The organism is Pseudomonas libanensis, assembly GCF_001439685.1.
Lineage (GTDB): Bacteria > Pseudomonadota > Gammaproteobacteria > Pseudomonadales > Pseudomonadaceae > Aquipseudomonas > Aquipseudomonas libanensis.
Map to the genome: position 1 here is coordinate 317050 of NZ_JYLH01000005.1, position 21703 is coordinate 338752.

At 61.0% G+C, this 21703-nt stretch carries 16 protein-coding genes; 5 read left to right on the forward strand and 11 right to left on the reverse strand.

The window, feature by feature from the left end; genetic code table 11:
* The first annotated feature begins 48 nt into the window (after window positions 1-48).
* From aauS to TU73_RS10820, 3 genes are read left to right on the forward strand one after another with little or no spacing between them, the layout of a single operon-like run.
* A complete protein-coding gene (gene aauS / locus TU73_RS10810; RefSeq protein WP_057012161.1) occupies window positions 49-1950 on the forward strand; it encodes a two-component sensor histidine kinase AauS in 1902 nt (633 codons plus the stop codon).
* The gene (gene aauR, locus TU73_RS10815; RefSeq protein ID WP_057012162.1) at window positions 1947-3296 is read left to right on the forward strand and encodes a two-component response regulator AauR; all 1350 of its coding nucleotides are present in this window, start codon (window positions 1947-1949) and stop codon (window positions 3294-3296) included. Before aauS ends, aauR begins: the two co-directional genes overlap by 4 nt.
* Complete coding sequence (locus TU73_RS10820; protein WP_057012163.1) at window positions 3296-3634, forward strand: GlpM family protein; 339 nt, start codon at window positions 3296-3298, stop codon at window positions 3632-3634. Before aauR ends, TU73_RS10820 begins: the two co-directional genes overlap by 1 nt.
* Before the next feature lie 64 nt (window positions 3635-3698).
* Here TU73_RS10820 and TU73_RS10825 read toward each other — a convergent pair whose 3' ends face one another.
* The 6 genes from TU73_RS10825 to TU73_RS10850 form a co-directional block, all read right to left on the reverse strand.
* Complete coding sequence (locus TU73_RS10825) at window positions 3699-5090, reverse strand: sigma-54-dependent transcriptional regulator (RefSeq protein ID WP_057012164.1); 1392 nt, start codon at window positions 5088-5090, stop codon at window positions 3699-3701.
* Window positions 5080-6858 (reverse strand): sensor histidine kinase, encoded by a 1779-nt coding sequence (locus tag TU73_RS10830; RefSeq protein WP_057012165.1) that lies wholly within the window; start codon window positions 6856-6858, stop codon window positions 5080-5082. Before TU73_RS10830 ends, TU73_RS10825 begins: the two co-directional genes overlap by 11 nt.
* Window positions 6858-7982, reverse strand: coding sequence for a GNAT family N-acetyltransferase (locus tag TU73_RS10835; protein ID WP_057012166.1), 1125 nt, complete (start codon window positions 7980-7982; stop codon window positions 6858-6860). The genes TU73_RS10830 and TU73_RS10835 overlap by 1 nt, the downstream gene beginning before the upstream one ends.
* 77 nt (window positions 7983-8059) lie before the next feature.
* Entirely contained in the window at window positions 8060-8968 is a 909-nt protein-coding gene (locus tag TU73_RS10840) for an alpha/beta hydrolase (protein WP_057012167.1), read from the reverse strand.
* A complete protein-coding gene (locus TU73_RS10845; protein ID WP_057012168.1) occupies window positions 8965-10359 on the reverse strand; it encodes an aspartate aminotransferase family protein in 1395 nt (464 codons plus the stop codon). Before TU73_RS10845 ends, TU73_RS10840 begins: the two co-directional genes overlap by 4 nt.
* A complete protein-coding gene (locus TU73_RS10850) occupies window positions 10352-11056 on the reverse strand; it encodes an MtnX-like HAD-IB family phosphatase (RefSeq protein WP_057012169.1) in 705 nt (234 codons plus the stop codon). Before TU73_RS10850 ends, TU73_RS10845 begins: the two co-directional genes overlap by 8 nt.
* A 239-nt stretch (window positions 11057-11295) precedes the next feature.
* Between TU73_RS10850 and TU73_RS10855 the strand changes: the two genes are divergently transcribed.
* Window positions 11296-12066 carry a MipA/OmpV family protein gene (locus TU73_RS10855; RefSeq protein WP_057012170.1) on the forward strand — a complete coding sequence of 257 codons (771 nt, stop codon included), beginning with the start codon at window positions 11296-11298 and terminating at the stop codon, window positions 12064-12066.
* A gap of 171 nt (window positions 12067-12237) precedes the next feature.
* Here the strand turns inward: TU73_RS10855 and TU73_RS10860 are convergent, their stop codons facing one another.
* From TU73_RS10860 to TU73_RS10880, 5 genes are all read right to left on the reverse strand, one after another.
* Complete coding sequence (locus tag TU73_RS10860; RefSeq protein WP_057012171.1) at window positions 12238-12642, reverse strand: EamA family transporter; 405 nt, start codon at window positions 12640-12642, stop codon at window positions 12238-12240.
* The gene (locus TU73_RS10865) at window positions 12639-13019 is read right to left on the reverse strand and encodes an EamA family transporter (RefSeq protein WP_057012172.1); all 381 of its coding nucleotides are present in this window, start codon (window positions 13017-13019) and stop codon (window positions 12639-12641) included. The genes TU73_RS10860 and TU73_RS10865 overlap by 4 nt, the downstream gene beginning before the upstream one ends.
* Window positions 13016-13936, reverse strand: a complete 921-nt coding sequence (locus tag TU73_RS10870) for an arginase family protein (RefSeq protein WP_057012199.1) — start codon at window positions 13934-13936, stop codon at window positions 13016-13018. The genes TU73_RS10865 and TU73_RS10870 overlap by 4 nt, the downstream gene beginning before the upstream one ends.
* A gap of 227 nt (window positions 13937-14163) precedes the next feature.
* Window positions 14164-14817 (reverse strand): DsbA family oxidoreductase, encoded by a 654-nt coding sequence (locus TU73_RS10875; RefSeq protein ID WP_057012173.1) that lies wholly within the window; start codon window positions 14815-14817, stop codon window positions 14164-14166.
* Window positions 14818-14871: 54 nt separating this feature from the next.
* Entirely contained in the window at window positions 14872-15891 is a 1020-nt protein-coding gene (locus TU73_RS10880; RefSeq protein ID WP_057012174.1) for an alpha/beta fold hydrolase, read from the reverse strand.
* A 187-nt stretch (window positions 15892-16078) separates the two neighbouring features.
* On the opposite strand from TU73_RS10880, the gene TU73_RS10885 reads away from it, so the two are divergent.
* Window positions 16079-21652, forward strand: a complete 5574-nt coding sequence (locus TU73_RS10885) for a dermonecrotic toxin domain-containing protein (protein WP_057012175.1) — start codon at window positions 16079-16081, stop codon at window positions 21650-21652.
* Window positions 21653-21703 lie beyond the last annotated feature (51 nt).

Consider the following 21703-nt stretch of genomic DNA (forward strand, 5'->3'; position numbering starts at 1 on the left):
CACTGGACCACACAGGCTGGCAGCTCTGGTTGACCCAAGGCATCTGTGATGAAATGCGACCCCAATCAATATCGCGCCGCGCCGCCATCACTTGCCGTGAAGCCTCGTCTGATTCGCCAACTGTTCCTGCCGCCGTTGATCATCGCCCTGATGGTCGGCTTGGGTTATATCGGCTTCTGGGTCAGTGAGTACTATGGCATCCGCACCCTCAGCGACAACGGCGAACGCCAGTTGGAGCTGCACGCCCGCACCGTCGAAAGCGAACTGAGCAAATACACCTACCTGCCCAGCCTGCTGGAACTCGAGTCGAGCGTTTCGCAGTTGCTGGCCGACCCGAACCAGGAAACCCGCACCACGGTCAATGCTTACCTCGAGGGCCTGAACCGCCGCAGCCGCAGCCGGGCCATCTATGTGATGGACACCACCGGCCGCGTGCTGGCCACCAGTAACTGGCGCGATGCCGACAGTTACCAGGGCGAAGACCTGTCCTTCCGCGCCTATTTCCAGAATGCAGTACGCGGCCAGCCCGGCCGTTTCTATGGCATCGGCAGTACCAACGGCGAACCCGGCTATTACCTGGCCCATGGCCTGGAAGAGCATGGCAAGATCATCGGCGTCGCGGTGGTCAAGGTCCGCCTCGAAGCCTTGGAAGAACGCTGGCAACGCGCCCGCCTCGAAGCCTTCGTAAGCGACGAGAACGGCATCATCATCCTCTCCAGCGACCCGGCCCGCCGCCTCAAGGCCGTACGCCCACTGAGCGAAGACACCAAGGAACGCCTGGCCCACAGCCTGCAATATTACTGGGCAACGCTCAACGAACTGCAGCCCCTGGCCCGTGAGCGCCTGAACGAAGGCACCGAGAAACTGACCTTCCCGGCCAACAGCGAAGTAGTCAACGACGAGCACGCCGTCAGCTACCTGGCGCAAACCCGTCCGCTCAACGACACACCGTGGCATTTCACCTTGCTCACCCCGCTCAACGACCTGCGCCGCGCCGCGATCAACCAGGGCATCCTGGTAGCCGTTGCCTTTGGCCTGGTGGCCTTCTTGCTGATTGCCTGGAATGAACGGCGCAAGGTCATTGCCACCCGCCTCGCCGCCCGGGAAGCCCTGCAGGAAGCCAACAGCCAGCTGGAACGGCGGATTGCCGAACGCACCGCCGACCTGCGCGCCAGCAACGAACGGCTCAAGGGCCAGATCCGCGAACGGCGCCAGGCCGAAGAAACCCTGCGCCACGCCCAGGACGAACTGGTGCAGGCCGGCAAACTCGCGGCCATCGGCCAGATGTCTACCAGCATCGCCCACGAATTGAACCAACCGCTGGCGGCCCTGCGCACGCTGTCGGGCAACACGGTGCGTTTCCTCGAGCGCGGCGCCCTGGACACCGCCAGTACCAACCTCAAGGCCATCAACGAATTGATCGACCGCATGGGCCGCATCACCGCCAGCCTGCGCTCCTTTGCCCGACGCGGTGACGACCAGGGCGAAGCCAACCTCGGCAAGGCCGTGGACGCCGCGTTCCAGGTGCTGGGCGCACGCCTGGACGGCCTGCCGTTGACCTTGCACCGTGACTTCATCAACGTCCAATTGCAGATCGACCAGACGCGCCTGGAGCAGATCCTGGTCAACCTGATCGGCAATGCCCTTGATGCGATGCAAGCGCAAACGGCACCGCAGTTGTGGCTGGAAGGCCAGGTCGTCGATGGCAAATACCGCCTGCGGGTGCGTGACAACGGCCATGGCATCGACCCCGAGACGCGCAAGCATTTGTTCGAACCGTTCTTCACCACCAAGCCTGGCGAGCAGGGCCTGGGCCTGGGCCTGACGCTATCGGCCAGCCTCGCAGCGGCCACCGGCGGCAATCTCGCCGTGGAGCACCCTGCCGGTGGTGGTACTGCCTTTGTCCTGAGCCTGCCGCTGGTGGGCGCTCAACAAGCTGAGTCGACATGAATACAGACACTACAACTGCGACCGACGACCTCACCGTGCTGATCGTCGAGGACGACCCCCATGTGCTGCTCGGCTGCCAGCAAGCCCTGGCGCTGGAAGACATTCCCAGCGTCGGCGTGGGCAGTGCCGAAGAGGCGCTGCATCGCATCGGCGAAAACTTCGCCGGCATCGTCATCAGCGATATCCGCCTGCCGGGCATCGACGGCCTGGAACTGCTGACCCGACTCAAGGCCCTGGATAAAAGCCTGCCGGTGGTGCTGATCACCGGGCACGGCGACATCTCCATGGCGGTCGGTGCCATGCGCAATGGCGCTTACGATTTCATGGAAAAGCCCTTCTCCCCCGAGCGCCTGGTGGAAGTCGCCCGCCGCGCCCTGGAGCAGCGCGGGCTGGCGCGGGAAGTCTGGTCGTTGCGGCGCCAACTGGCCGAGCGCGACTCGTTGGAAGGGCGCATCATTGGCCGCTCGCCGGCGATGCAAAACCTGCGCGAACTGATCGCCAACGTCGCCGACACCTCGGCCAACGTGCTGATCGAAGGCGAGACCGGCACCGGCAAGGAATTGGTCGCGCGCTGCCTGCATGATTTCAGCCGGCGCCATTCCCACCAGTTCGTCGCCTTGAACTGCGGGGGCTTGCCGGAGAACCTGTTCGAAAGCGAAATTTTCGGCCACGAAGCCAATGCCTTTACCGGCGCCGGCAAGCGCCGCATCGGCAAGATCGAGCACGCCCACCAAGGCACACTTTTCCTCGATGAAGTGGAAAGCATGCCGATCAACCTGCAGATCAAACTGCTGCGTGTCTTGCAGGAACGCACCCTGGAACGCCTGGGTTCGAACCAGAGCGTGGCGGTGGATTGCCGGGTTATCGCCGCCACCAAGTCCGACCTCGACGAACTGAGCCGCGCCAGCCAGTTCCGCAGTGACCTGTACTACCGCCTCAATGTGGTGACCCTGGAACTGCCGCCCCTGCGCGAACGGCGCGAAGACATCCTGCAGCTGTTCGAACACTTCCTGCAGCAATCGTCACTGCGCTTCGACCGCAGCGTCCCGGACCTCGACAACCAGACCCTGTCCAGCCTGATGAGCCACGACTGGCCGGGCAACGTGCGGGAGCTACGCAACGTCGCCGAACGCTTCGCCCTCGGCCTGCCCGCCTTCAAGAAAAGCGGCACCGGCAGCGGTAACCAGGGCCTGGCCTTTACCGAGGCAGTGGAAGCCTTTGAGCGCAACCTGCTCAGCGACGCCCTGCAACGCAGCGGCGGCAACCTGACCCAGGCCAGCCAGGAACTGGGAATGGCCAAGACCACGTTGTTCGACAAGGTCAAGAAATACGGGCTGAGCCACTGATGGACCTGTTTTTGAAGGCCGCCCTCGGCGCGGCGGTGGTGTTGATCCTCGCAGCGTTGGCCAAGACCAGGAACTATTACATCGCAGGGCTGGTGCCGCTGTTTCCGACCTTTGCGTTGATCGCCCACTACATCGTCGGTAAAGGCCGTTCGGTGGAGGATTTGAAGACCACCATTGTGTTTGGAATGTGGTCGATCATTCCGTATTTTGTGTATCTGGCGACGCTGTATGTGATGGTGGACCGGATGCGGCTGGAAGCGTCACTCGCTGTGGCGGCCGTGGCGTGGTTGATGGCCGCGACGGTACTGGTCAGCGTGTGGGTACGCCTCCATACCTGACTCAACTCGGGCAAAAATATGGGAGAGGGGCAAGCCCCCTCCCACTTTTTTTGCCCGCAGTATGTCAGCGGACTATCTTGTCGACTTGGATGCCTAGCTTTTTCAGGCGATACCAGAAGCTGCGCTCGGAAATCCCGATGCGCTGCGCCGCCGCGGCCTGAACGCCATTGCTCTCTTGCAATGCCGCGAGGATGTAGGCCTTCTCCACCTCCGCCAACGCCGCATCCAGGTCCCGCGGCACGCCCGGCCCGTCGCTGAGGACCGCCGTCATCTCGCTCGGCTTGGAAGCAAACAGATACCCGGGCAAATCAATATCTTCGATCACCGGCGACGCCGCCACGATGGTCGCACGCTCCACGCAGTTCTGTAGCTCGCGGATATTGCCCGGCCAGTGATACGCCGCCATGGCCTGCAACGCCTCGGGGCTGAAACCGGTAATGCGTTTGCCGGCAGTGGCGCTCAAGGTCCGGGCAAAGTGCCGGGCCAGGGGTGCGATGTCTTCCACGCGCTCGCGCAAGGCCGGCAGCGGAATCGGGAACACGTTGAGGCGGTAATACAGGTCTTCACGAAACTCTTTGTTGGCCACTGCATCCAGCAGGTTCTTGTTGGTGGCGGCGATCACCCGCACATCCACCTTGCGCTCCCGCGGGTCGCCCACCGGCTCGATCACCCGCTCTTGCAAGGCACGCAAAATCTTGGCCTGCAATGCCAGTGGCATATCCCCGACTTCGTCGAGAAACAACGTGCCTTTGTCGGCTTGCATGAAGCGCCCGACCCGGTCGGCCACGGCGCCGGTGAAAGCGCCTTTGCGATGGCCGAACATTTCACTTTCCAGCAGGCCTTCAGGAATCGCCGCGCAGTTGACTGCCACGAAAGGTTTGTCGGCGCGGCTGCCGTGCTTGTGGATGGCGCGGGCGACCATTTCCTTGCCGGTACCGCTTTCGCCGGTCAGCAGGATGGTCGCGCTGCTGTCACGTACCGAATCCACCGCCTGCAATACCTTGCGGAACGCCGGGCTGTCGCCGACCAGGCTGTCAAACTGTGCATGCTCGTCCAGTTCGGCGCGCATGCGGGCGTTATCGCGCATGATGTCGCGAAATTGCAGGGCCTTGGCCACGGTGATGTCCAGCTCGTCGATATCGAACGGCTTGGCGATGTAGTCATAGGCGCCGTTGCGCATCGATTGCACGGCATTTTTCACCGTGCTGTAGGCGGTCATCACGATCACCGGCACCTGGGGGTAGCGCAGCTTGATCTCGGCCAACAGCGCCGGGCCATCCATGCCCGGCATGCGCCAGTCGCTGATGACCAGGTCGATGTCCTCATCTCCCAGTACCTTGAGGGCATGCAGGCCGTTGCCCGCGCTGAATACCTGGATGCCGTTCTGGCTCAGGGCGGACGACAACAGGTCACACAGCTTGGGCTCGTCATCCACCACTAATACGTTATGCGTCATGCCCGTCCTCGTCTTCGCCGTCGTCTTCACCGTTAGCCGGAATGTACAGGCTGAACGTGGCGCCGGCATCTTTCTCGCTGGCGCATTCGATGCTGCCGTCATGACTTTCCATGATCGAATAGACTTTGGCCAGGCCCAGCCCGGTGCCCGACGCCTTGGTGGTGACGAATGGCGTAAAGATGCGCTCGACCATATCCGTGGCAATGCCCTGGCCGGTGTCGGCGATGCTGATCACTGTGTTGCCGCCGACGCTGCGGATCCCCAGGGTCAGGCGCCCGCCTTCGGGCATCGCATCGATAGCATTGAGAATCAGGTTGAGGCAGGCCTGCTTGAGCTGCTTGGCGTCGGCGTAGATGGTGGCCTCGGGCGCCTGGTCGTCAATCTGGGCATCGATGTTGTGGCTGCTCAGCTCCGGGCTGCAGAAACCGAGGATCTCTTCCACCAATGTGCGGGCCGGCTGCAACACGCGGATCGGTGGGTTGGGCTTGGCGAAGTCGAGGAACTCGGTGATCAGGTCGTTGATGCGGCTGACCTCGCTGATGACATATTCCAGATGGCGCTTGTCGGTATCCGCGAGGTCGGCGCGCCGGTGTAACAGTTGGGTGGCGGTCTTGATGATGCCCAGCGGGTTGCGGATTTCGTGGGCCAGGCCCATGGCGACTTCACCCAGGGCGTGCAGGCGATCACGTCGGCGCAGTTGGGCTTCGAGGTGATGCAATTCACCCAGACGCTCGGTCATGTGGTTGAAGGTGCTGCTCAATTGCGCCAGTTCGTCACCGCCGCTGACCATCACGCGGTGCGTGTAATTGCCCGAAATCACCGCGTCCACGCCCTCGGACAAGTCCCGCAAGGGCTTGGTCAGGCGCCGCGACACCAGCAACCCGGCCGCCAGGGACAGGGCCGAGCTGAGCAGGAAGATCAGCACGAACAGGTTGCTCTGGTTCACCAGCCCCACCAGGCTGGTATGACGCAACAGGCCGCTGAAGATCACCCCTTGCAGCTCGCCGGCATCGTTGAAGATCGGCCAATACAAGCCGCTGTACTGGTTGGTGAACTGCTCGCTGGGTTGTTTGGTACTGCGCAGTGCAGCCTCGACGTTTTTCGGGATGCGCGACGGGTGATTCTCGAAGCGCTGGGTGGAAAATATTTCGGAAAAGCCAGCGGGGTTGGCCAGGTAAAGACGCAGGTCAAGGGAGTGCACATCGGCCACGCTGGTAAGGAAACTGCTGTCCAGATAGGTCGCGACCAACAGCAGGTAATCAATGCCGTCACGGCTGGTTTCGAAAGTCGACACCACCAGGCCGGTGCTCACCCCGGCGACTTGCACGGTCTGCAGCACCGCGTTGCTGGTCAGGCTGATCTGCCTGACGATGTCATCGGCGGCCGTGCTGAATACCACTTTATGGTCACTGGTGCGAATCAGCGCCACCACGTCGATATCGGTAGCCTCGGCGATATCGGCGGTCAGCCGGTCATGCTTGGCGGCTTGTTTGGACGACGGCGGGCTGGTGTAGCGCAGGAACAGTTTGGCCATGCGCGCGTTGTCATGAAGGATGTCGCCGATCTCGTCCTTGACGATCTTGGTCGACTCTTGCAGCCAGATGCGTACGTTGCTGTCGAAAATCTGCGACAGCGTGGTGGCGGCCAGCTCGGCCGCGATCATGGTCGGAATAACGCTGACCAGCCAGAACGCCAGCACCAGCTTGCGCTGGACGCTCCAACGCGAAATGGCAAAGGGGCGGGCTTTCTGGCGGGTCTTGGTGATCATCAGGTTTCGCTTATCGCAGCAGCCATGGCAGGGTCGGAACGATCCGGTCGAATAAACAGTTTCACAAGCTTGAGCAGGCCGTTGACCAGCCGGTTGCGGTGGCGGAAGAACAGGCTGTTGCCCTGGAACTCGCACCCCAGGCGCAGTTTACTGGCATACCCGGCCTGGCCGCACTCGTACAGCGGGATATTGTGTTGAATGCAATAGTCGACATTGGTCAGCCAACTGCGAAAGTACAGGTTGTATTCGCGGCTGAACTGGATGTCGTGGCCAAAGAACTTGTCCACCAGCCGATGCTCGTCCAGCAGGATCAGGTTGAACGCCACCAGGTGTTCGCCCACCCAGTAAAGAACACAGACCGCCCGCTCGTTGAGTTGTTCGAGCACTTGCGTGAAGTAACCGGCGGGCAGGCGCTCGAACTGCAGGTCCGCGCGCATCAGCGTTGCTTCATACAGGCGCATGACCTCAGGCAGCACGTCATCGATATTACGGCGCCACTCGACCCGCGGCCCCGGTGCGCGCAGCTTGCGGCGCAGGTCCTTGCGCGTGGATTTGCCCAGCGACCCCAGGTACGCGTCCACCGAACCGTAGGGCAGCGGCAACACACCAGTCGGCAGACTTGGCATGCTTTGAAAGCCCGCGGCGCGGCAGCTATCGACCCAATGCGGGTCGTTGCTCGGCGCGTCCTTGACCGCCACCAACCCGATACCGAACTGATTGGCATCGCCACGCGCAGCCGCCAGCAACCGTTGCAGCAACAACGGGCGCCGGGCCTCTGGCACATGGCTGGCGACCCCGGCATCACAGCGCTCAGCCACCGGCGAACCGATGGCGTACAACGCCACTTGCAAAGCACCCGGCCACAGCCGGTCCAGGCGCTCGGTCAGGCGCTTGCCGGCCCCCGACACTGTGGTGTCGAGGCGATAATGGGTGATGAACGCGGCAGCCACAGCCACCAGGGTTTGATCCTGGTAGACCGCCAGGTAACGCCACTGAAAGTCATCGATGGCGGCGTTTTCCACGGCCAGGTAATAGTCCCAATCCTCCAGGGCACCGGGAAAACAGTCGTTCCAGGCATCGCGCTGAATGGCGCGGATGGTCGGGAAGGCTTGGGTGGTTAGCACAGATTGCCCTTATTTCTATGGCGAACGCCGATCCAATGTGGGAGCTGGCTTGCCTGCGATGCAGGCGCCGCGGTGTATCAGGCGGATTGCAGTGATGCCATCGCAGCGGTGCGGCGATCCGACAAGCCAGCTCCCACAGGGGCCTGCATTGATTTGAAGACTGTGTGCTGCGCGACAAACCCGGCACTCAACTCGATCACCCGCCGGTACTGCAAATCGACCGTGATCATGTGGTAGCAGTTGTCCAACAGGATCTTGCTCACCGGTCCACCGAGGTGACGCTCCACGTAGTCGGCGTTCCAACGGCTGGTGATGTCATCCTCGATGGAGTGCAACACCAGCGCCGGTACCTTGACCTGGGGCATGCGTTTCTTGACCACGGCGTTCATACGGTGCAACTCGCGCACTGTGATGCCTTCCATGGTCAGCAACCCCGCCTCGCTGCTTTCCCCTTCCTTCATCTGCCGCTCGACGATGGCCCGCAGGCGCTCGTTCTTGATGCCGTAAGGCGGCTTCTCTTCGAAGCGGCAGATGTGCACGCCGAACGGAATCTTCATCAGCAACGGCGTGAGGAACGCCAGCTTGTTAATGCTCCAGCCGTCGTACTTCAAGGTGGTGGAATACATCAGCAGCCCGTCGACTTGCCCTGGGTGTTCAGATGCGACATACATCGACATCACCGCCCCCATGGACAAGCCACCGACGAACACCTGCTCGTGGCGTTGCCTGACCTGTACGAAGGTTTTGCGCACGCCTTCGTACCAGTCCAGCCAACCGGTGGCTTGCAGGTCGCTGTTGTCGCCGCAATGCCCGGCCAACGTCGGCACATACACCGTGCAGTTACCCGCCTTGACCAGGCCCTTGGCGACCTGGCGCAACTCGGTCGGTGTGCCGGTCAGGCCGTGGATCAACAGGATCCCGACCGGACCATCACCGAGAACGAAGCCGGCAGTGCCTTCACCGAGGTCGATCCCTTGAGCATTCACCGCTTGGTCGCTCGCACCAGCAGTTGCTCCAGCAACTTCAGGCCCAGGTCGATTTCCGGGTAGCTGATTTCCAGGGACGGGGCCAGGGTGATCACGTTCTTGTAGTAACCGCCTACGTCGAGGATCAACCCCAGTTTCTGGCCGTCTACGACCATGTCGCCTTTCATGCCTTCTTCGACCATGTAGTCCAGGGTCGCCTTGTCCGGTGTGAAGCCGTCCGGCCCGCAGATTTCGCAGCGCAGCGCCAGGCCCAGGCCATCGACGTCGCCGATGATCGGGAAGCGTTTCTGCAGGTCTTGCAAGCCTTCCAGGAAGTATTTGCCCTTGGCCATGACCATCGCGCCGTAGTCGACTTCGCTGGTCATCTTGAACATCTCCAGGCCCACCGCCGTACCCAACGGGTTGGAGGCGAAGGTGGAGTGGGTCGAACCTGGCGGGAAGATCTTCGGGTTGATCAACTCTTCACGGGCCCAGATGCCGCCCAGTGGGTTGAGGCCGTTGGTCAGCGCCTTGCCGAACACGATCACGTCCGGCTGTACGTCGAAGTGTTCGATCGACCACAGCTTGCCGGTGCGGTAGAAGCCCATCTGGATTTCATCCGATACCATCAGGATGCCGTGCTGGTCCAGCACATGCTTGAGTTCGCGATAGAAGTTCATCGGCGGGATCACGTAGCCGCCGGTGCCCTGGATCGGCTCCACATAGAACGCTGCATATTCGCACTGTTTGGTTTTAGGGTCCCAGACGCCGTTGTATTCAGTCTCGAACAAGCGCGCGAATTGTTGCACGCAGTGGCTGCCGTATTCTTCCTTGGTCATGCCTTTCGGGCCACGGAAGTGATACGGGAACGGGATAAAGTTGGCGCGCTCGCCAAAGTGACCGTAGCGACGACGGTAGCGGAAGCTGGAAGTAATCGATGAGGCGCCGAGGGTACGGCCATGGTAGCCGCCCTCGAAGGCGAACATCAGGCTCTTGCCGTTGCTGGCGTTACGCACCACCTTCAACGAGTCTTCAATCGATTGCGAACCGCCGACGTTGAAGTGCACACGGCCATCGAGGCCGAACTTGTTCTTGGCATCGACCGCGATCATTTCCGACAGCTCGATCTTGCCTTTGTGCAGGTACTGGCTGGCGATTTGCGGCAGGGTGTCGATCTGCTTTTTCAGCGCGTTGTTCAGGCGCGGGTTGGCATAGCCGAAGTTGACGGCCGAGTACCACATTTGCAGGTCGAGGTAGGCCTGGTCTTCGGTGTCCCAAACATAAGAGCCTTCGCAGCGACTGAAAATACGCGGCGGCTCGATGTAGTGAACGGTGTCGCCGTAGGAGCAGTACTTGGCTTCTTTATCCAGCAGAACCTGGTCTTCGGCGGTAGCGATACGGATATCAGACATGATGGAAGAGTTCCTGATTGTCAGCAGAGGTATTGAAGGTGGTGGCGTTGGCGGCGATGCCCTGTGGCAGCTTGGCCAGCAATGCAGGCACTTCGGCGAAGGTGTCGAAGCGCGCGTGAGGAATCTGGTTGGCGACGCAATATTCGGCGAGGCTGCCTTTGGCGAACACGAAGTCCGCAGTGGAGGCCACGCACATGTCCGATTTGCCGTCGCCGATCACCAGCACGCGCTTGTTGCGCGGGGTGGATTTGCACTTGCAGTTGCCGGACGCGGCGCGGCACGCATCGCTGGCATAGGGGAAGTCGATGCGCCAGCTGTTGTGGTCGACCTGGCGCAGGCGGTTGGCAAGGATCGGCAGCAGGGTCACGTAGTGGCGGGACAGGATGCGGGCGATGCCTTGTTCGATGCCGTCGCTGACCACTTCGATGGTCGCGCCCAGGTCCATGACGTGATCGACGAAATCCGGAAAATCCGGGTCGATCTCGACGCTGTCGAAATACGCCAGCAGTTCACTTGGGGTCGCCTTGATCAGCGCCAGTTGGCGGCTCAGGCATTCGCGTGAACCGATGTGCCCATCCAGCCATTGCTGTTCGATGGTTTCCCACTCGGGGCCGGCGAAGCGTTGGAGTACGTTGTCGATGACATCCGTGGGGGTAATGGTCCCATCGAAGTCACACACGATATGCCAGTGGATCATCTGCCTTTCCTTTAGGTAAAGGGCCTTGGAGAGTGCGCTGTATGCGCTTGCCAAGGGATAGAGCAGGGACTGTGCCAACTGGCCAAAGCCCAGCGGGGCTGGGGGTTTTCAGGATTTTCAGAGGACAACGTGTCTTGGGAGCTACAATTTTTGTAGCTTGCTACAAACAAGATGAGTGCTTGCACAGAGGCGAGGGTTTGCGCGTTCATGCGCGCCTGTCCACCTTAGGAAAACGCACCATGTCCAAGCTCACATCTGCTGTATTCACCGCTCTACTTGGGCTGTGCAGCGCTTCCAGTGCCGCGTGGGCGGACGGTATCAGCGGCGACGTGGGCGCGGGCCTGAGCTATCAGCCCCATGACCCCAGCGGCAGCCGTTACGAAACCCGGCCCGTGCCCTACCTGGACCTGGACTGGGGAGACGTCAGCCTGAGCACCGATGACGGCCTGACCTGGAGCGCGCTGAACAGCCACGGCATCACCGCCGGCCCTTATATCAATTACCTGGCGGGGCGCACTTCCAACGGCGAGTTGCAGGGTTTGCGCAACGTGTCGGACATGGCCGAGGTCGGCGGTTTTATCCAGTACGCCCCGGCCGATTTCTGGCGCGTCTACGCGCAACTGGGCCAGGCCGTGGGTGGCGGGCATTCCCAGAGCGGCACCCTGGGCAAAGTCGGCGGTGAATTGGGCTACCCGCTGGGTGGCGAGATTATCGGCAGCAGTGGCCTGGTGGCGCATTTTACCGATGCACGCCAGGCCAACACCTTCTTCGGCGTCGACAGCAACGAAGCCGCCGCCACCGGCTTTCGGCCCTACAACGCCAGCGGCGGTTTCCAGAACGTGACGCTGAGCCAAAGCTTCGCCTTCCCCCTGGCGCCCCATTGGTCCCTGCTGACCAGTGCCAGCTGGGTGCACCTGGTGGGTTCGGCAGCCAGGAGCAGCATCGTCAAGCAGGCAGGCGATGTGAACCAGGGCCAGGTGCAGACGGCGATCAGCTATACCTTCGATTAAAAGCCAGAGCAAAAAGCAGGTATAGATCAGCCTGATGTAAGAAAATCAAAATGTGGGAGGGAGCTTGCTGCCGATAGCGGTGGGTCAGTCAATTAATAAGTTGACTGACACCCTGTCATCGGGGGCAAGCCCCCTCCCACATTTTGAACTGAGTCCGACATACCAGCCCACTCAGCTCTCCTCCCCCTCCGCCAACAACACAATCCCCGCCACAATCACCACCACGCCCACCCAATGCAACAGGCTGATGTGCTCCCCCAACCCCAGCCAAGAACCCAGCAGCACCGCCACAAACACCAGCGAACTCAACGGAAATGCCAAGGACAAACTGCTGCGCCGCAGGATCAGCATCCATACGAAAAACGCACCGAGATAACTGGCAATCGCCGCCAGGATCCCCGGGTTGCGCGCCACGTCAGCCAGCCACTGCCAGGTGAAATCCATCTGCCCCAACTGATCACCGGCCACCTTGGTAAACAACTGCCCGGCGCTTTCGGTGGCGATCAGCAGCGCCCACAGCACCAGGGTGCCAACACGCCCATGCAGCCAGCCGGTATTGATTGTTTGCGTTGTCATGCCTGGTTCCCCGCTATTGCTACCAACATCACACCCAAAGTGATCACCAACGTGCCCAGCCAACGACGGCGGCTGACGGTTTCCTTGAGCACCACCCTGCCCGCCAGGACCACCAGGCAATAGGCCAACGCCGCCAGTGGAAACAGCAAACTCAACGGTGCGCGGGACAGCGCTTCGAGCCAGACAAAAAACTCAATCACATAGGCCCCGACGCCGGCCCACAGCAGCGGCGCATTGAATACCTGGCCCCAGAATGCGCGCAGGCGAAAGCCGCCATCGAGCTGGGGCAAACGGTCCACGCCCAACTTGAAACACACCTGGCCAATCACATCGAGGACGATGGAAAAGGCCAGCAGCAACACCACGGTCAGGGTCACGGAAACAGCTCCTCAAACAGGTCGATCAAGGCTTCATTGGTCGCGGCATTGCGCTGCAGATCCTGCGCACTCCAGCGCTCCGGTGGCGGCTGGTCGGACTTGGCTTCCCAGCGCTTGAACGCGTTGCTGAACGCCGGCACAGCGAACTCACCGCACACGTCGATACCAATGATGCGTTTATGCGCCGCCAAAGCCCGCAGGGCCTGGAGCAAGTGGGTCAGGCGCATGCCGCCCTGGTCCCAGTTGGTGGCGGCGTCTTCGCTGGCCAGCACATCTTTGTCGATGGTGATCCAAATCGCTTCGGTGGGCAGGCTGGCAATCATCTGGTCGAGGAACGCTGCCCAGTCCAGGTCCGCCAGGTTGCGCCAGTGCAGGTGGTTTTCCTGCTGCTGGTGGCCGGCACCGTCGCCGACCCGGCCCCAGACTTTCGACGGCGGGTGCTGCCAGGGAAACAGCTGCAAGTGGCCGCGCTTGAGGGCGCCGAGGTTGCCGCCGCGCAATTGCGGGTTATGCAGGTCATCACTGCACGGGCCGAGGGTAACGATGCGTTTTATCGCCGGCATCTTCAGCGCACGGTTGACCCACGAACCACAGTGGCGTTTGGGCGCAAAGCGCACCCAGTCGGGGTGATTGTCGAAGTGGATCAGGCTGATGGGTTCTTTCAGGTCGGCCAAAAAGGCCGGCGTGAGATGATGATAGTCACCGGAGCCGACAAACAGGATCTCCGGTCGCGCATCCCTGGGCCTGGGCCGTTGGGCCAGACGCGCTACAAAGCGCTTCCAGGTTTTTTCGGTGGCCCACAAACGCAGTTTCGGGCCCAGGTCCAGCAGATCAAGGCGCGTGGCCCGGCCGCTGGCCAACTGCCGGGCAATCGGCGCCTGGCCGGTGAGGCTGTGGTCGAGGTCAAGAATGTTCAAGGTAAGTTTCACCCCTAATGGCAGCGCCCAACCGCAGGCCGGTTGGGCTTTAAGGGGGTAATGCAAGGGATGGGCCAGCGCTTGGATGAGCGCCATTTTTGCAAACAATGAGTATCAAGTGTGGGAGCTGGCTTGCCTGCGATAACGGTGTGTCAGCCAGCCCATTTGCAACTGACAGTCCGCTATCGCAGGCAAGCCAGCTCCCACATTTTGCTCCGTGCCCGGCCTCAGGATTTCGATTCGTTGATGATCTGGCGAATCGCGCCAACGAAGGCTTCAGCCGGCTGCCCACCGCTCACCGCATACTGGTCATTGAACACAATGGTCGGCACCGAACTCACCCCACGGGAAACCCACAGCTGTTCCTGCTCGCGGACGTCGGCGGCATATTCATCGCTGGTAAGAATCTGGGCGGCGCGCGCAAGGTCCAGCCCTACGCTTTCGGCGATGATCGCCAGGGTCGCGTGGTCGGATGGGTCCTGGCCATCGCTGAAATACGCCTTGAACAGTGCTTCCTTGAGGTTGTACTGCAAGCCTTCAAGCCCAGCCCAATGCAACAGGCGATGCGCATCGAAGGTGTTGTAGATACGGCTCTGGCCGTCGGTGCGAAACGCAAAGCCCAATGCGGCGCCCATGTCGCGGATACGCGCACGGTTGGCTTGGGACTCTTCAACCGTGGAACCATACTTTTCAGTGATGTGCTCGACGATGTTCTGACCGATGGCGGGCATGTTCGGGTTCAGTTCGAACGGCTGGAAATGAATCTCGGCCTGCACCTCGCTGCCGAGCTGGTCGAGGGCTTCGGTCAAGCCGCGCAGGCCAATGACGCACCAGGGGCAGGATACGTCGCTGACGAAGTCGATTTTCAGGGGAGTACTCATGGTGAAGCAACCTCGCGGGCAGTCTGCGCATAAAGGTTGCACGATACACCACCTTCACAGCACCTTCGAAGGCTCGCTCAAATCGATCTGCGCCCAGTGCGCGGTATCCTGGCGATGGGCTTGCAGATAGGGCAGCACCGCCGCCAGCAAGGGCGCCTTGAACGCTTCTTGAAAACGGTGGGCCAGGCCGGGAATCAATGTCAACTGGCTGCCGTGAATATGCGCGGCCAGGTGCACGCCGTGCATCACCGGCAGCAACGGGTCGGCGGTGCCATGGACCACCAGGGCAGGCACGCGCAGTTGGTTGAGCAAGGGCACACGGCTCGGCTCGGCCAGGATCGCCATGATCTGGCGCTTCACGCCTTCGGGGTTGAAGGCCCGGTCATAGGACAGCGCCGCCTGGTGCAACAATGCCTGGCGATCGTCCTTGATGTCCGGGCTGCCCAACGCCGCGAGCAGATCCGCCTGTTGCTCCAGCGCCACCTCACGATTGGGCGCGCTGCGCCGCGACAACAATTGCACCAGCGCCGCGTTCGGCGCGGGCAGGCCCTCGGCGCCGGAGCTGGTCATGATCAGGGTCAGGCTTTCCACACGCTGTGGCGCCATGGCCGCCAGGTGCTGGGCGATCATGCCGCCCATGCTCGCGCCGAGTACATGAAATTGCTGCACCTGCAGCGCATCCATCAAGCCCAAGGCGTCGTCGGCCATATCGGTCAAGGTATAGGGCGCCGCCACCGGCAGGCCGAGCTTGTAGCGCAGCACTTCAAAGGTCAGGTTGGCGCTCGCCGGCGCCTGCCGCCAGGTGGACAGGCCGACGTCGCGATTGTCGTAGCGAATCACCCGAAAGCCTTGCTCGCACAGGGCAACCACCACTTCATCCGGCCAGTGAATCAACTGCCCGCCCAGGCCCATCACCAGCAGCAGGGCCGGGTCAGACGCACGCCCGATACTCTGGTAGGCGATGCTCACCTTTTCCAGATCGACCGTTTGGGTCGGGACATTGACATCACATCGAGAAGCCGCAAAAGACGGCAGGCCGAACAGTAGAGCGGCCACTAAAAACAACGCACGCATGAAAAACACCAAAACGCAGAACCCCAGTAGAGCGCGAGTCTGATGAAGTTTGTTCAAGCGCGCTGCCACAGTTCGATGACAGTTTGATGAAGTTCGCCCAGCGGTCAAGTCGATAGCTATATGCCGCCGACCGCAGGGCAAGTCGCTCTCTAATAGGTTTTTTACCTTTATAGAGTCGACAAGCACCATGACCTCGTTCCTCACGCCTCTCCCCCAGCTACCACCACTGACACAGCACAGCCTCGACGATGACCTCGTATGGGATGCTACCCAGCGCTGGCAGGACTGCCACCGCGAACTGCGCACGCTGATGGCCGGCATCCCCAGCGTGCGCAGTTCAATCAATCAGTTGCTGCAAGAACACCTGCAACTGGATGGCGAACGCGTGGGACTGCAGTTCGCTGCCAACGAGCAGCGTGGCAGCAGCCGGATTTCTCTGACCGAAGCCTGCCTGTACATGCAGCAGCACCCCAACCTGGACACGACGCAACTGCCACCGGCAGCTGTGCTTTACCTGCCTGCGCAACACTCACTGTCGCTGTACACCCCGAGCATGTTGCTCGATCAACTGAAAATCCTGGACCTGAAACAAGCCATCGACAACAACTGGCTGCGGTATTGGCGTACAGCGCGAGCCCCCGACTCCCCGGCCACCTGCCTCAAGCGGGCGGAAGAACTCTACCGGGTGCATTTCGAAGCCAGCGCCGAACACTTGCTGGCCGAGGGCAAGGTCAATAGCGAAGTCCTTGCACCGCTGTTCCGGCTGATTAACCCGACGCACACTACGCCCGAGCCGCAAAACGTCTGCTGCGAGCAGGTGTTGCTCAAGCCCGCAGCCTCAAGCGCCATCGCCCTGCCGGGTGCCTGGGTGCTGACCCTGGACAGCGAACAGCCGGTCAGGCAGCTGCTGTACGTGCCTGCCTTCGCGCCCGCATGGTACATCTTTACCCGGCGCGAGGATTTGGAGCGCTGGGTGCTCGACCGGCAAACGTTGCTGTTCGCGACCGCCAGCAGCGATCCACAGGCAACCATTGAGTACCGGATCAAAAACAACCCGCTGGACGACGGCATCAGTCTCTGGATCAAACAGCTGACCGAGGAGCAGTACCAGGACGCGATCAGGCCGGTGGCGGGTGCCACCCTCGACGATGCCTTTTTGGCGCGTCTGCACATCGATCAGCTTGACGCTCGGCGTCAGGGGCTTTCATTGTTTGCCGAGGCGCCGCCGCTGCCGCAGGTGGATGCCGCGCAAGAAGCGCAACTCCCGCAGTTCGGGCAGTTGCACAACGGTGTGGATGCCGCTCAACGTGAAGCGCTGGTGCGCCATCAGCGCGACGCACTCGAGCGCCTGTTTGCCAACGACTCGCCTGTCGGCCCCACAGGCACACGCTGGCAAGCCTTCAGGCTAAAACTGGACGAGTTAAAGGCACAGCAGCGCGCCGGCGAGGCGGCAGCACAGGCCATGCTGAACCGCCGGCCCTTCGATCTAACCACACTCAACACGCAGTATTCAGCGCTCTATCAGGCCCGCCTGCAGGGGCTGCGGATAGAGGCGCAACTTCAGCAGATGCTCGGACAGATCAGCGAAGATGAACTGCAACTGATCGAAAGCGCCGTCGCCACTCCGTTGCCAGACGTGGTGGCATTGGCCTTTTCGATCAAGCTCCCTGACCACGCCAACCCGACCGTGCGCGCACTCAACGGGCCGCTGGTCTTCCTGCCGCCACAAAACCCGCAAACACCTGACGTGCGCGACGGCTGCCACGTCCTCTATTGGCCTGGCAACGATGGCGGGGTGCAGCGTTTCGCGTCGCGACAGGCCCTGGAAGAGCAAGTGTTCAGCATCCACCCTGAGGATGATGTCCTGGCCCTGCAATTCATCACATTGAGCGCAGACCCGTTCGATCACAGCTTGAGCAGCCAACAGACCGCCTTTGAGGAGCAAGCCGCACGCTTGCACCAAACCTGGTCCGCCCCCGAACAGGCCACTAGGCTGGCCAGCGAGCTGGAACTGCTGCGCGAACAAACCGTGCCGACCCTGCTGATACCGGATAACACCGCGCGTGAGGTCGCGCTTGTGCAGCTTGTCGAACAGCACAATGCTCGCCTGCTGGCCGAACAATTGCCGTCGTGGCTGCGCACGCAAACGACTGAGGACCACAAGACGCTCAAGGTCTTGCTCAACTCATACATCGACGCCCTGGGCCGTTCGCAAGCGCTGCAACAGCGCTCCCTGCTATCACGCGACGCGTTTGTCGACCAACAGATACAAGCCCGCTTGCGCAAGGACTTTGCCCTCCAGAAAGGCTTCACGCTGCAACTGGACCTGCCCGACATTGTGGAGCAAAAACGCGACATTATCTCCGGGTCCGCACCGGGCACGCCGATCAAAATCATTCATGTTCCCAGCAAAAAACGCAGCAAGATGAGCCTGAATGAACTGGCCCTGCGCAACATCGACAGCGATATCAGCCAGCGCCTGTTTCACATGAAAGTCGAGGCGACGGCCGATGACGCCAGCGAGCTCGCCACCCTGAGGGCAGGGATCACCTACGACTACCTGAAAAGCACCGTGAGCGACCTCGACCTGGCAAAACGCTATGAAACGTTGATCCTGGAAACCTTCAGGGGTGCTGGCAACGAATCCTTGCACGAGAAACAGTACCGCCGCGAGTGCCTGATAAAACCCCTGCAGGTGATGCTCAAGGCGCAAAGCCTGCTGGCGCGCATGCAAAACCATATCAGCGCCGACGAGCGGCATATCCTCGACATTGCCATCGATGCCGATACGCGTGACGCCTGGCGGGTCGACGGCAAGCACATCAGCCTGCTGCCCGCACACCTGAGCGCGGGTGGCAAAGACACCAACGACGAGAGCCCCATCACGTTGTCGGGCATCACGTTCATCGAAGAAAAAATCTCGGGCACCACCCTGCTCTACCTGCCCGATACGCCCGACGGACGCTGCTTGCGCGGTTTCGCCAACCTCAATCAAGCGCGCATCGCCCTGTTTGACCTGTGCCGACTCGACAGCATGGTGGAGTATGTCGCGGGCCGCGCGATCAAGGGTGATGTACGCGCGCACATCGAGCGAATCGATCGGGCCATTCGCCAAGACTACGACGCGATGATTCAGGCCGGCCTGGCCTGGCCGGCCACCACTTCGTTGGCCGCACACCTGTTGAATGCGCATATGGGCCGGCTGATCGAGGCTAATCGCAATGACGCACGCTCCAACGATGACCTGGCGCAAGAGAAGTACGCGCTCAAAAGCGGCGAGTTGCTCAACGGCATCAAAATTGCGTTGGGATTTGTGCCGTTCATCGGCACCGCCGTGTCTCTGGTAGATGCCGGCATCAGCCTGTATCAGGCGGTGGAGGCGTTCAGGCGCGGCCAGACCGGGCACGGCATCGACCAACTGGCCTCGGTGTTCGAGTGCCTGGTATTCGCGGTTCTGGATGCCGTCGGCATTGCCGCTGCGCCCGCAGCACGCGGCAGCTCGGCCCGACAATTGACGCGCGCCCGCCAAGCCAAGCCCTGGCCCCGCCCAAGCTTCTTGCGCTCGGTAAAGTCACGCCAGGCTACCCCTGCCCGCCATCGCTTTGCTGGCTACGAACATCCCGAACCTCTGCAAGTCGGCAGCCTGCAACCCGTGCAGGTGGGGCCTTATCGCCACACTTTTCGCCACACCTCGGGCGAGCACTTCATCCTCAGTGAAGGGCGCTATTTCAAGGTCAAGTTCGATCCCACGGCTCACGAAATGCGGCTGAGCGTCACAGGCAAGTCCTACGCACCGGTCATCGCGCTGGATCACGCCTTGCAGTGGGACACCTACTCGGCCCTGCACCGCGGCCAACTCACCGCTTATTCGGGCGGCACTGGCCGGGGGCGTGGCAGGGCGCGTGGTGCTGAAGCGCCCACATCCTCTGCCGTGGCACGACAGACTCCGCCCGAGGTAACTCAGGTACGCACACAACGCCAGCACACAATCGACCAACTTAGTACGCAGACCCAAGAACTCGCCAAACAAGCGCTGGAGACCAACACAGCAATAGAGAATCTGGCGGATCAGTTCAGAGCCCCCACTACCGAGACAGGCATAACTTCGAAACACCGGGCGACCCATGCTCTGGATGTGATCCTGACCAGCGAAGCTGACCGCGCCAAAGAGCTATATGCGTTAAGTCAAACAGCCTCGACGCTTCCAGGCAGTACCCTGCGTCAGACCGCTATTCAAGGTCAAGACTGGAGCGCTATGGTCGTGGGCAATCGTAACGCGCATCTGGCCCTGAATGCCCGCCGACGGATGATTGGCCTGCGGGAACAGTTCGTCACGTTAAAGGCACGCATGGCGGCGCTGACGCCTGGCAGCACCGAATACTTGAGCGTCGATCGCGCGCTCAAACAGTGCCGAGTCGACATGTTCAACGACCTGAAAAAGATAAAAAGTGCGCTCAAAGACGTGGATATCTGGTTAAAGCGTATATCTGCCCCCTCCAGGCGTTCGGAAGTTACCAACTTGGCATCGTCACTGCAGGAAACATTCACCCCATTGCGCGTGCAGACATCGCAGGCCGAGCTGTTGTCAGAACTCGTGCAGGGTCAACGTCAGGCCGGGAACCCTGGATGGATCTATCAAGAAAGGCTGCTGAGACCGGCCATCGACAAACTCAAGCGCACCATCGCCACTCATCGAGATTTACCCGAGGCCAACATTAGTCACACCCAGCGCAACCAAGTGCTGAATAACATCATCGAGACATATGAGCAGTTTAACCGCCATCTGACCACCTGGAGTGCCCTCTCACCGGACCACTTTGACCCGAGCCATGTTTCACACATGCTGGAAATCCTGCCTAAATTGATAGAACGCGCTCGCCGAAACATAAAAAAGACTTACACCAACCCGCAGCCACAGCACACTAAAACACTCTTTGAAACGGAAGATGGCCAGACGCTGGTGGGCGCAGAGAGGCCACCGCAGCAACAATCACCGCGGCAATTCATCGTCACCGACAGGGACGGGCAACCTATCGAGGTCTGGGAGCAGATCTCCGACAGCCGGCGCTACCGCCTGAACATCGAGCAGAGCCAGCCCAGAGCTTCGTCCCCGGCACTGCCCAGCGACCTGCCAACCATAGTTAACGAGGCCCAGGCCCGCTTGGATGCAGTGGACGCGCTCGAAAGCAAAGTTCGCGCTTACAACACAATGGAGCCGATCAACCTTGAACACATATTGGTCAATGAAGCCGAGGCGCTCGAGTTTCGCGCCCACCAAGTGCAAAGCCTGGCCCCCGATCATTTGCTGATCGAACAACTGCGCAGCCGGGCAACACTGCTCAAGAGCGCCGCTGAGAACTTGCGTATCGAGCGTACGTTGGCCAGCAAAACACCCACCGAAGGCTATGTGGACTATCTGATAGAAAAGAACCGCCTGGAGGTACGCAAAGTCGGTATCCGGCGAGAGCTGAAACAGAAACGTCCCGATGGCAAAACCGATTATTTGCAGGAATACGCCCTTCACGACCGCCAGCAAACATCGGATCAACCGCTGTGGTACGCCCATTTTCACTATGTCGAGGCCAACTCAGCGTTCGACACCTTTGCCAAGGCACATGTGAAAATCCCTGAGCAACGTTTTCAGGGCCTGCACTGGCAAATGGCGGCAGAAGGGCGTGGCGTCGGCTTCGCCGACTTGAAAATCTGGCGCGGAAATATTGAAAAGCCCTTCGCCAATAAACACTTTGCAGCGATCGAATAACCATTGCGGGCGGCCTCGCTATAAACATGAACAGAACTCAATGGGTTAACA